Here is an 11,174-nt window from a genome sequence, read left to right on the forward strand (position 1 = left end):
CGGCGGCAGGCGGGACAGGGCCGGGCAAATCAGGCAGAATAGCCATCCGACTTTCCCTTGATGGAGATGGCATGCCCGATCCCCGCGCCCTGTTGCGCCAGATGTTCGACGCCGCGGTCAGCGCCGCCCAACCCCGCGACTGCCTGCCGCCCCACCTGCCGGCCGCGCCGCGCGGGCGCACCATCGTCATCGGCGCCGGCAAGGCCTCGGCCGAGATGGCGCGCGCGCTCGAGCAGCACTGGCCGGGCGAACTGGCCGGCCTGGTCGTCACGCGCTACGGCTACGCGGTGCCGTGCGAGCGCATCGAGATCGTCGAAGCGGCCCACCCCGTGCCCGACCAGGCCGGCATGACGGCGGCCCGGCGCATCCTCGCGCTGGTGCAAGGCTTGCGCGCCGACGACCTGGTGATCTGCCTCATTTCCGGCGGCGGCTCGTCCCTGCTGGCGCTGCCGCTGGACGGCGTGACCCTGGCCGACAAGCAGGACCTCAACCGCGCGCTGCTCAAAAGCGGTGCCACCATCGGCGAAATGAACTGCGTGCGGCGCCACCTGTCGGCCGTCAAGGGCGGCCGCCTGGCCGCCGCCTGCCACCCGGCGCGCGTGCTCACACTGCTCATTTCCGACGTGCCGGGCGACGATCCGGCCGACATCGCCAGCGGCCCCACCAGCGCCGACCCCAGCACCTGCGCCGATGCCCTCGACATCCTGCAGCGCTACGCCATCGGCGTGCCGCCCGCCATCCGCACATTGCTTGAGACGGGCGCCGGCGAATCGCTCAAGCCGGGCGACGCCCGCCTGGCCGGTAACGCCATTCGCATGATCGCCACGCCGCAGATGGCGCTCGAAGCGGCCGCCGCCGTCGCCCGCGCCGCGGGCGTTCCGGTCCACATCCTCGGCGACAGCATCGAGGGAGAAGCGCGTGAAGTGGGCATCGTCATGGCCGGCATCGCCCGCCAGGTGCGCACGCACCATCAACCGTTCACGCCGCCCTGCATCGTGCTCTCGGGCGGCGAAACCACCGTCACCGTGCGCGGCGACGGCCAGGGCGGGCGCAACGTCGAATTCCTGCTCTCTCTTGGCGTGGCCTTGAATGGCCTGGCGGGCGTGCACGCGATCGCCTGCGACACCGACGGCGTCGACGGCCAGGCAGACATCGCCGGCGCCCTGCTGGCCCCCGACACGCTGGCACGCGCCTGGGCGCTGGGCATCAAGCCGCGCGCCAGCCTGGCCAACAACGACGGCCACGGCTTCTTCCAGGCGCTGGGCGATTCCGTCGTGTGCGGGCCCACCCTCACCAACGTCAACGATTTCCGGGCAATTTATATCGACGCGGACCCAGTGGCATAAAAATCATGCATTTGTGACAATTGGAGAGTTTTGCGGCACTGCCGGCGCGTTACACTGGCGCTCTTTCCTCAGAGAATTCCATGCGCCCCACTCCCCTGTTCCGTCACTGTTTGTCGACCCTGCTGGCGGCCATCGCCCTGGCCGGCGGCGCCCTCCCCGCCGCCGCCCAGAGCAGCCTGGCCACCTCGCCCGCGCTGGCCTGCCTGGTCAGCGTTGACGGCGTGGACGCGCCGCCGGCGTATCCGGAGCCGGCCTTGCTGCGCAAGGAAGGCGGCACCGTGCGCGTGCAGCTCGATTTTAGTGCGGCCGACGCGGCGCCGAGCGTGAAAATCCTGTCGCGGCCGCTGATGGGCGAGTTCGACGACACCGTGACACGCCACGTCAAGCGCCTGCGCGTGCCGTGCATGCAGCCGGGCGACGCGCCGGTCCAGCTGACCCAGGACTATGTGTTCGACACCGACCAGCAAAGCCGGGTGATCGCCGCGGCGCCGCGCGACAACGCCGATCCGGCCCGCGCCGAGCAGCTCAAATGCATGGCCCACAAGGACGGCATCGTGCGGCCCGAGTTCCCCAAAGACGCCCTCCGCCTCGGCGAGAAAGGCACCATGATCGTGCGCGTGCGCTTCGCCGGCCCCACCGAGCAGCCCACCATGACGGTGGTGCAGACGCTGCCCTCGCGCTCCCTGCGCCGGGCGGTAACGGCGTACGTGGCCGGCTTGCGCGTGCCTTGCCTGGGCGAGCGCCCGCTCGAGACGCTGATCGCCTACAAATACGTCTACCACAATGGCGATCGGGTGCTGCTGCGCGACAGCCCGCTGCTCGAGGTGCTGGCCGCCGCGCGCGACCTGAAAACGCCGGCGCGCTTCGATTTCCGCACCATGGGCTGCCCGTTCGAACTGCGCCTGACCTACCACCAGCCGTTCAGCCCCAACAACGTCGAGCAGCTCGACAGCGCGATGGCCGCACGCGAGCCCTTCATGGACTGGCTCAAGGCGCTGACCCTGGACCAGTCCAATTCGGCCAACGCCGAGGTGTTCGGCGCCCGCTTCGTGGTGGCCGTGCCGTGCACGGCGCTCGATCTGTAGCGGGGCCGCCGCTGGCGCAGGCGCCAGCGCCTTGCATGCGACGGCGATGTATGGCAGCGTGGCAGTTTCGTCGAAAGTGCCCGCCCCGTGAGTGATTCCCCGCCATCGACCGCAGCGCTGCTGCAACGCGCCGTCGCCCTGCACCAGCAGGGCAGCTTCGACGCCGCCAGCGCCCTGTATCAGCAGGTGCTGGCGCGCGAGCCGCGCCAGTTCGACGCCCTGCACCTGGCCGGCGTGATCGCCCGCCAGCAGGGCGACGCCGGCGCCGCGGTGACGCTGATCGGGCAAGCCATCGCCGTCGATGGCAGCCACGCCCGCGCCCACTGCAACCTGGGGGCGGCGCTGGCCGACCTCGGTCGCAGCGGGGAGGCGCTGGCCAGCTACGAGCGGGCGATCGCCCTCGACGGCGGCTATGCCCTGGCCCACAGCAACCGCGGTAACGCGCTGCGCACCCTGGGTCGCCTCGACGACGCCATCGCCAGCTACGAATGCGCGCTGCGCCTGCAGCCGGCCTCGTACGACGCCGCCTGCCAGCGCGCCATCGCCCTGCACGACCAGGGCCGCCACCAGCAGGCGCAAGACGGCGCCGAATACGCGCTGCGCTTGCGGCCCGCGCAGCCGCAGGCGTGGAGCGCGCGCGGCAATGCGCTGCACGCGCAGGGCGATTTTACGGAAGCGCTGGCCAGCTTCGAACGCGCCATCGCGCTGGGCGGCCCACGCGCCGATGTGCTGGGCTGGCGCGGCGGCGCCCAGTTCAAGCTGGGCCAGTTCGAGGCGGCACTGGCCAGCTTCGAGGCCGCGCTGGCGCTGCGGCCCGACCACGCCGGCAGCGCGCTGCGGCGCGCCCACGCGCTCGACGCGCTGGGCCGCCACGACGCCGCGGCGGCCGTCTTCGACGACGCGCTGGCGCTGGGCGCCGATCGCGGCCAGGTGCATTTCGCGCTGGCCGCGCTGGGCCGCTTGCCGGCGCCGGCCGCCGCGCCGGCCGCCTACGTGACGGCGCTGTTCGACCAGTACGCCGACCACTTCGACGCCCACCTGGTGGACCAACTGGCCTACCGCACGCCGCAACTGGTGGCGGCGGCGCTCGAGCGCAGCGGGGTCAGTGCCGGCGCCGCCCTCGACGTGGCCGACCTGGGCTGCGGCACCGGCTTGTGCGGCGCGCTGCTGCGGCCGCTGGCGACCAGCCTGGCCGGGGTCGACCTGTCGCCCGCCATGCTCGAGCGGGCGCGCGCGCGCGGCCTGTACGACACGCTCGTGTGCGCCGATATCGCCGCCTTCCTGGCGGGACGGGTGGCAGCGTTCGACTTGCTGGTGGCGGCCGATGTACTGGTCTATATCGGCGCGCTCGATGCGCTGTTCCGGGCGGCGCGCCAGGCGCTGCGGCCAGGCGGGCGCTTCTGCTTTTCGGTGGAGCTGGCGGACCAGGCAGACTTTGTGCTCACGCCATCGCGTCGCTATGCGCACAGCGCCGCGTACATCGGCGCGCTGGCGGCGGCGAACGGACTGGCCGTGATCGAGGCGGCCGGCGCGCCGCTGCGACGCGAGCGCGGCGCCGATGTGGATGGCGTGGTGTTCGTGCTGGCCAAGGGCCGCGACGCGCCAGTGATGCGCGATTGCGCATAACCGGGCGATGCCAGGTCAGCGTTCGGCCAGGTGCTCGTAGACGAAGGACTTCAGGGTCAGCAGCACCGCCTCGTCGACCTGCTCGTCGAACTCGATACCGTAGCGCATCTGCTGGGACAGTTTGCCCTTGATGCTGCGGATCACGCAGGGCACGCTGACGACGCGCGCCTTGTCCGACATCTTGAGGCGGAATGACACTTTCAGGCGGGTGCCCGGCTGGCCCAGAATGAAGCCGGTGGCCACCGCGCAGCCGCTGCCGGACAGGTTGGTGATCACCGCCGGCACCGTGTAGTTGTCCTGCATGGTGATCGACGCGGGAATCTGCGCGTCGACGCGCAGCGCCTGGCGGAACGACTTGGTGACGGCATCGGTGGGATAGCGCAGGAACAGGTGGCCGCTGGGCAGCGGCGCGTAGCGCATCACGGTGGTCTTGAACATGCACAGGCTGCGCCCGAAAATAACCTGTACCGTCAAGCCGATACCCTCAAAGGTCTGCCAGGTCTGCGCCGTGCCCAGGCCCAGCGCGGGCGCCGACACGATCACCGACTGCAGGGGAATGCGGCCGTAGAACTCGACCGGCACATTGCGCGGCTCGTAGTCGCTGGGCAGCTTGAAGGTGAGGATCACCCCTTCCGCATTGTGCTTGAGGTACTTGAGGGGATCGTGCGTCTGCGCCGGCCCCTTGTCGTCCGCCGACGAGGTTTCGGCGTCGACCACCTGGCGCCCCGTTTCGCCCTCGCGGGCCGCGCGCACCGGCATGGCCGACATCAGGCGCTCATGGACGACGGCGTCGGTCACCATGAAACCGGCAGGGGCGAGCAGTTCGCCGGAACGCAGGTAGATCGACCATGGTAGCGGTGCGCCCACTGGCAAATCCTGGCCCGACAAGTAAACGTACTGTTGCTTGGTCATGTGAATCAAGAATAAATACAGGGCGAGACGGTGGGCGGAGCGATGCAGCTTGTTTTTACATCAACTTCAATCATAGCGGCTTATGGCGCAGAAGACTACCGCATCGGTAGAAAAGTTTCCAAAAGTCACGAATGGCGTCCCGCACATCCCCCCTGCGTGCGCGCCTTGCCCCTATATTACCCTTGCCGCAGCATTCCCAGCCAGCCGGGCACTTGACCCAAAAGATACAGGACGACGCCGATCATGCCCCCCACCAGGGTGCCGTTGATGCGGATGAACTGCAAGTCCTTGCCAATATTCAGTTCGATCTGCTCGGACATCTCCGTGCTGTCCCAGCGTTTGACGGTGTCGGCGATGTGGCCGGTGAGGAACTGGGCGAACTCGGGGGCGGCGCTGCGCACGGCCGCTTCCAGGTGCGTGTTGAGCGAGGCGCGCAGGCGCGCATCGTCGGCCAGGGTGCGGCCGATCCACAGGCCGGCGGCCACCACGCGCTGGTGCAGCACCGAGTCGACCTGCTGCAGATCGTTTTTCAGCCAGGCCTTCAGGTCGTCCCACAGCGATTTGAGATAGCCGTTCAGGGCTGCATCCTGCAGCAGGTACTGCTTGATTTCTTCGCCCTTGGCGTGAAACGCCGGGTCGGCCTTGAGGCGTTCGACGAAGTCGCGGGTGAACTGGTCGAAGTTTTTCCGCAGCGGGTGGTCCGGGTCGTCGTTCACGCGCGCCAGGATGCTCGCCGCCATGCGCACGGCGACGTCGGCGCCCTTGCGGCCGATGGTTTCGGTGGGCAGCATTTTCTCGAACACGGCGTATTCTTCCTTGAGCCAGTCGACGATGCCCTGGGCGATGAACGCTTGCGTCTCTTCGCCGTGCAGCAGCTTGGCCAGCTGGGCGATGCCCTCGTCAAGCAGCTCCTGGTGGCGACCGTTCTGCGTCATGGCGTCGACGATGGCGCCGGCCGATTGCGACAGGTCGATGCTGCCCACCAGCTTGTGCACGGCCCTGGTGATGAAGCGCTGCACCGGCTCGTCCTCGATGAAATCGAGCGCGCCCGCGCCCAGCTTGACCAGGTAGTGGCCCAGCTGGCGCGCATTGTCTTCCTGGCGCAGCCAGTCGGCCACCATCCGGGCCGGATCGTGGCGGCGAATCAGCGCCAGCACCGAATCGGTGTCGAGAAATTTTTCGCGCACGAACAGCGCCAGGTTGTCGGCGATCTTGTCCTTGTTCTTGGGGATGATGGCGGTGTGGCGCGCAATGAAGGGAATCGGCACCCGCTTGAACAGGGCGACGACGGCGAACCAGTCGGCCAGCGCGCCCACCATGGCCGCCTCCGAAAACGCCTTGAGCAGCTGCGCCCACCACACGGGCGGCAGGAACAGGCTGATGACGAACAGCAGCGCGGCGGCGCCGAAAAACAGCAGCGCGAGCCGCTTGGTGTCGCGCAGCTCGCCCAGCTTGGCGGCGGCGCTAGACAAGCGGGGCGCCGACGTCGGCGTCGTCATCGAGGGCGAACTCGCCCCGTTCGAAGGCGGCGATGATGTCAGCGGCCTGCGCCAGGTAGCTGCCCGGCGCCAGGATGCGCACCCCGCCCAGCGCCGGCGCGATCAGCAGGTCGGCCTGCACGTGATTGGCGTCGGCCACCACTGCCGGCACGCCGCCGGCCACCAGCACCCCGCGCAGCAGCCAGGCGTCGGTGGGCACCATGCACCTGGCGACGACGAACAGGTCGCGCCCTTCCAGCTGCAGACTCGCAAACGGCGCGGCAACCGCCCCTGACACCTCGTCCATCGCCATTCTCCCGGTATGTGATCGGGGTCATCTTACTACCGCGGCCGGCGCCGCCGTGTTCCCGACCACCGCTGCCGTGCGCAGGGTAGCGCACGGGCACGGGCACGGCTCAGGCGCTGCGGTAGATGGTCACCACGCAGGCACCGCCCAGGCCCAGGTTGTGCTGCAGCGCCACGCGGGCGCCGTCGACCTGGCGCGCGGCGGCGCTGCCGCGCAGCTGGTGGGTCAGTTCATAGCACTGGGCCAGGCCGGTGGCGCCCAGCGGATGGCCTTTCGAGAGCAGGCCGCCGGACGGATTGGTGACGATGCGCCCGCCGTAGGTGTTGTCGCCCGCGCGGATGAATTTGTCGGCGCCCCCTTCCGGGCACAGGCCCAGCGCCTCGTAGGTGATCAGTTCGTTGTGGGCGAAGCAGTCGTGCAGTTCGACGACATCGAGGTCCTGCGGCCCCAGGCCCGCTTCCTCGTAGGCCTGGCCGGCCGCCGCCCGGCTCATGTCGTAGCCGACCACGCGCATCATGTCGTTGGCGGCGAAGGTCGAGGGGCGGTCGGTCGTCATGGCCTGGGCGGCGATATACACATCGCGGCGCAGAGCGCGCTTGCGGGCGAACGATTCCGACACCAGCACGGCGGCGGCGGCGCCGCAGGTGGGCGCGCAGGCCATCAGGCGCGTCATCACGCCCGGCCACAGCACGGGGGCGTCGAGCACGTCCTGGGTGCTCAGCTCCTTGCGAAACAGCGCCAGCGGATTGTTGACGGCGTGGCGACTGGCCTTGGCGCGGATGCTGGCGAAGGCCGACAGGGGCGTGCCGTACTGCTTCATGTGGGACAGGCCGGCGCCGCCGAAATAGCGCAGCGCCAGCGGCAAGTCCGGCATGCCCACGAGCGCGTCGGTGGCCTCGTCGAACGGCGCAAACGGGCTGGGACGGTCGCTGAAGACGGACCCAAGCGCGCCGGGGCTCATCTGCTCGAAGCCCACCACCAGCACGCAGTCGGCGGCGCCGCTGGCGATCGCCTGGCGCGCCAGGAACAGGGCGGTGGAACCGGTCGAGCAGTTGTTGTTGACATTGAAAATCGGGATGCCGCTCATGCCCACCTGGTACAGCGCCTTCTGGCCGCTGGTGGAGTCGCCGTAGACGTAGCCGGCATAGGCCTGTTCGATGTCGGCGTAGTCGATGCCGGCGTCCTGCAGGGCCTGGCGCGCCGCCTGGGCGCCCATCTGGTCGTACGGGGCAGACGCGCCCGGCTTGGCGAACGGGATCATGCCCACGCCGGCGATCCATACCCGATGGCGCTGATGGCCCATTGCGCTCTCCTGTTTGTTCAGGCCATTATAGGCAAAGCGCAAGCGGTCGCACGAAAAATCCGGCGGCCGCTCAGACCACCGCGCCCTCGCAGCGGGCCAGGCCGGCGCCGCGCGAGCGGGCCAGTTGCGCCATCAGCAATTCACGGCGCTCTTCCAGCAAGGCGAACACGGCATCCTTCGACAGCACGTACTGCTCGAGCAGGGTGTCCTTGATCGACTCGATCACGGCCTTGTAGTCGCCGATGGCGTCCAGGGTGTAGCTATAGAGTTCATCGGATTTTTCCTCGACCTGGCGGATCGCATGGTCGCCCGTCTGGTCCTGGCCCAACTGGGTGTAGTCGATCTTCGAGCGCGAGTACATCGACAGGCGGTTGACCATCAGATTGAGCATCCTGGTGGCCTTCTCGATGTCGTTCTGGCTGCCCACGGAAATGCCGCGCGCGCCATAAAACAGCTCTTCGGCGGCGACCCCGCCATACAGTTCGATGACGTCGCGCTCGAGTTCCTCCAGGGTGCGCAGCGAGACGTCGTCGCCCGACTGCAGCACGTAGCCGAGCGCGCCGATTTTCGACACCGACTCCGTGCTGATCTTGAGCAGGTGCGACTTGCCCTTGACCTCTTCAAGCGACAGGCCCTGGCGCAGGTAGGGGTCGATCTGCATGAAAAAATGGCCCAGTTCATGCAGGGCGATGCGCTCTCTCTGCTTGTGTTTTTCGGCCGTGGTGGCGCGGTCGGTCAGGCCGATGGTGGCGCGCTCGAAGGCGCGGAACATCACATCGGTGTTGATAATGGTTTTTTCCTGGATCGAGATCATCGAGGCGCGCTCGACGACCGTTTCCAGCAAGGCCGGACTGAGGTTGGCCGTCATCTCGGCGACCTGCCCCAGGTCGAGGTCGTTCCAGTCGACCAGGCCGTCTTTCTTGCGCGAGAGGAAATTCTTCAGCAGTTCGCCCCGCTCGGCCTTGTTGGGCAGGCGGAAATTGATTTTCACGGAAAAGCGCCGCAACATCGCTTCGTCCATCGTCGACGAGGCGTCGTCGAAATTCGAGGCGACCACCCAGATGACGCCGGCGCCCTTGTCGCTTTTCACCCCGTCGAGCAAGCCGAGCAGGGTATTGGCCGTGTCGTCTTCCCATTTTTTTTCGCCGCGGCCGCGCGGCATGAACAGGGTCTGCGCCTCGTCGAGAAAAATCATGCAGCTGCCGTGCGCACACGCCTTGCGGTACAGGGCGTTCAAGGCCTTCGAGCCGCCGCCGACAAAGCCCGATTCGAGTGCCGAGCCGGAGGCCTGGATCAGCGGCACGTTGAGCTGCTTGGCCAGATAACCGACCAGCTTGGTTTTACCGGTGCCGGCGGGCCCCGTCAGCATGACATTGAAAGGCTTGTCGATGTTGTGCGACTTGTACTCGGCGCGGTTGCGGATCATCTGTTCCAGGTGCAGCACTTCCTGCTTGATGTCGTCCATGCCGATCAGGTCATCCATGCTGCCCTTGAGCTTGTCCGGGGTGATCACGGCCGCGTTCATGCCCATGCCGGGGATGCCGAATTTGAGCGCGTAGAGGATCAGGCCGATCAGCAGGATGTCGAGCGCATGGCGCTTGAGGAAAGCGGCCGCTTGCGCGCTGGCGCTGTTTTCGCCTTCGTCGAGCAGCACCGCCTTGTGCGAGGCGAGGAAGTCGTCGCGCGCGATCGAATACGGAATGGCGTTCTTGAGCAGCACTTCACGCTCGAGCGACAGGTGCGAGGTGCTGGGCACCTTCACCACGTGCAAGGCGGGCTCGTTGTTGAATTTGAACACGTAGCGGGGCGACTCCGACAGGGGCTTGGCCACCAGCAGGAACTCGAGCTGGTCCTTGCGCGCGGCCAGGCCGGTGATCTCGGCGATGTTTTGCGAGTAGACCAGCGGGCGGGCGTCCTGGACCACATCGGCGCGCACCATGAACATCGCGGTCAGCCCGGCGACGGCCAGGCCGGCCGCGATGCGGACATACAGGTTCCTGAAAGCGATCTGGAGTTTGGCAAGATTGGGCATATGAACTCGTTGATGAATGGGCGCGGGGCGGCAGCAAACAATCGTGGAGCCGGCAAAGTCGGGGCGCGGCGCAGGCGGGGATGCGAGGCATCGGCCGCGGCTGTGAGTGATTATTTGCCATCAAATTAGTGCTATGGAGCAATAACTATGGAGAGACTATACCGGCAAAAAAAACCTTGGTGCAAATAAATTTGTGTAAAACATCGTGTATCGCAATAAGTGTTGCAGCCCTGACCAAACCGGCGTTGTGAGGCTGCCACCATGGATGGTCGGTTTGATAAAAAGCGCGCCGCGCGGGCATCCCCTGTTGTCAAAACGAGCATGCGATCAATGAAAAAAGTGGTGAAAATCGTACGCTTCGATACTTGCTAAAAATGCAGCATCAAGGCGCCGGGGCGTGCGGAGGGCCGAGGGCGGGCGGAAGGGGGACACGGCCAGGGCGCGGCGGCCCTGGCCTGGCGGTCTGGCGTGGTTTATTGCAGCAGAGCTTCGTCCGCCAGCGCTTGCTGCACGGCGGGGCGGGCGGCAATGCGCGCCTTGAACGCTTGCAGGGCGGGCCACTTGGCCAGGTCGATGTGCACGCTGTCGGCCCAGGTGAGCATCACGAACAGGTAGCCGTCGGCCACGCTGAAGCGCTCGCCCACCAGGTAGTCGTGGCCGTCGAGCAGGCGGGCGGCCTGGCCGAAACGCTGGTCGAGGTGGGCGCGCGCCATCTGCCTGGCGGGCTCACTGCTGGCGGGATTGAACAGGGGGCCAAAGCCCTTGTGGATTTCGGTCGCGATGAAATTGAGGCGCTCGAGCAAGCGGTAGTGCTCGATGCTGTGGGGGGCCGGCACCAACTGCCTGGCGGGCGCCTGGGCGGCAATATATTGCACGATGGCGGGGCCCTCCGTGAGCACCACACCATTGTCGAGTTCGAGCGCAGGCACGTAGCCGCGCGGATTGACGGTGGTGTAATCGGCGCCGCTGGCGGTGGTCCTGGTGCGCAGGTCGACCTGCTCGGTGGTGAAGGCGAGCCCCGCTTCGAGCAAGGCAATATGGGGCGACAGCGAGCAGGCGCCAGGGGTGTAATACAGTTTCATGGA

Annotated in this window: 9 protein-coding genes; 3 read left to right on the forward strand and 6 right to left on the reverse strand. The window is 67.4% G+C overall.

Going from position 1 to position 11,174, the window contains the following annotated elements; all coding sequences use genetic code 11:
- Positions 1-71 precede the first annotated feature (71 nt).
- The 3 genes from ACP7EY_RS00095 to ACP7EY_RS00105 all read left to right on the forward strand — a co-directional run bounded on the left by ACP7EY_RS00095 (position 72) and on the right by ACP7EY_RS00105 (position 4,057).
- Positions 72-1,346: a glycerate kinase type-2 family protein gene (locus ACP7EY_RS00095; RefSeq protein WP_426189203.1), complete on the forward strand. Its 1,275-nt coding sequence runs from the start codon at positions 72-74 to the stop codon at positions 1,344-1,346.
- A gap of 80 nt (positions 1,347-1,426) precedes the next feature.
- Positions 1,427-2,431 (forward strand): hypothetical protein, encoded by a 1,005-nt coding sequence (locus ACP7EY_RS00100; RefSeq protein WP_426189205.1) that lies wholly within the window; start codon positions 1,427-1,429, stop codon positions 2,429-2,431.
- A gap of 87 nt (positions 2,432-2,518) precedes the next feature.
- A complete protein-coding gene (locus ACP7EY_RS00105; RefSeq protein ID WP_426189207.1) occupies positions 2,519-4,057 on the forward strand; it encodes a tetratricopeptide repeat protein in 1,539 nt (512 codons plus the stop codon).
- Positions 4,058-4,072: 15 nt separating this feature from the next.
- Here ACP7EY_RS00105 and ACP7EY_RS00110 read toward each other — a convergent pair whose 3' ends face one another.
- The 6 genes from ACP7EY_RS00110 to gstA form a co-directional block, all read right to left on the reverse strand.
- Positions 4,073-4,969 (reverse strand): PilZ domain-containing protein, encoded by an 897-nt coding sequence (locus tag ACP7EY_RS00110; protein WP_426189209.1) that lies wholly within the window; start codon positions 4,967-4,969, stop codon positions 4,073-4,075.
- Positions 4,970-5,145: 176 nt separating this feature from the next.
- Entirely contained in the window at positions 5,146-6,468 is a 1,323-nt protein-coding gene (locus tag ACP7EY_RS00115; RefSeq protein ID WP_426189211.1) for a DUF445 domain-containing protein, read from the reverse strand.
- Positions 6,434-6,754, reverse strand: coding sequence for a hypothetical protein (locus ACP7EY_RS00120; protein ID WP_426189213.1), 321 nt, complete (start codon positions 6,752-6,754; stop codon positions 6,434-6,436). The genes ACP7EY_RS00115 and ACP7EY_RS00120 overlap by 35 nt, the downstream gene beginning before the upstream one ends.
- 109 nt (positions 6,755-6,863) lie before the next feature.
- A complete protein-coding gene (locus ACP7EY_RS00125; RefSeq protein ID WP_426189215.1) occupies positions 6,864-8,057 on the reverse strand; it encodes a lipid-transfer protein in 1,194 nt (397 codons plus the stop codon).
- Between the two features lie 70 nt (positions 8,058-8,127).
- On the reverse strand, positions 8,128-10,089 hold the full coding sequence (locus ACP7EY_RS00130) for an AAA family ATPase (protein ID WP_426189217.1): 1,962 nt from the start codon (positions 10,087-10,089) through the stop codon (positions 8,128-8,130).
- Positions 10,090-10,562: 473 nt separating this feature from the next.
- Positions 10,563-11,171, reverse strand: coding sequence for a glutathione transferase GstA (gene gstA, locus ACP7EY_RS00135; protein WP_426189219.1), 609 nt, complete (start codon positions 11,169-11,171; stop codon positions 10,563-10,565).
- Positions 11,172-11,174: the final 3 nt, after the last annotated feature.

Origin of the sequence: Massilia sp. DWR3-1-1 (assembly GCF_049898325.1) — a bacterium.
Classification (GTDB): Bacteria; Pseudomonadota; Gammaproteobacteria; order Burkholderiales; family Burkholderiaceae_D; genus JAFCUW01.

Bases quoted from the DNA above. Each gene is read 5' to 3' on its own strand.
- ACP7EY_RS00095 (WP_426189203.1), top strand. From the start codon at position 72: ATGCCCGATCCCCGCGCCCTGTTGCGCCAGATGTTCGACGCCGCGGTC.
- ACP7EY_RS00100 (WP_426189205.1), top strand. From the start codon at position 1,427: ATGCGCCCCACTCCCCTGTTCCGTCACTGTTTGTCGACCCTGCTGGCG.
- ACP7EY_RS00110 (WP_426189209.1), bottom strand. From the start codon at position 4,969: ATGACCAAGCAACAGTACGTTTACTTGTCGGGCCAGGATTTGCCAGTG.
- ACP7EY_RS00115 (WP_426189211.1), bottom strand. From the start codon at position 6,468: ATGACGACGCCGACGTCGGCGCCCCGCTTGTCTAGCGCCGCCGCCAAG.
- ACP7EY_RS00120 (WP_426189213.1), bottom strand. From the start codon at position 6,754: ATGGACGAGGTGTCAGGGGCGGTTGCCGCGCCGTTTGCGAGTCTGCAG.
- ACP7EY_RS00125 (WP_426189215.1), bottom strand. From the start codon at position 8,057: ATGGGCCATCAGCGCCATCGGGTATGGATCGCCGGCGTGGGCATGATC.
- ACP7EY_RS00130 (WP_426189217.1), bottom strand. From the start codon at position 10,089: ATGCCCAATCTTGCCAAACTCCAGATCGCTTTCAGGAACCTGTATGTC.
- gstA (WP_426189219.1), bottom strand. From the start codon at position 11,171: ATGAAACTGTATTACACCCCTGGCGCCTGCTCGCTGTCGCCCCATATT.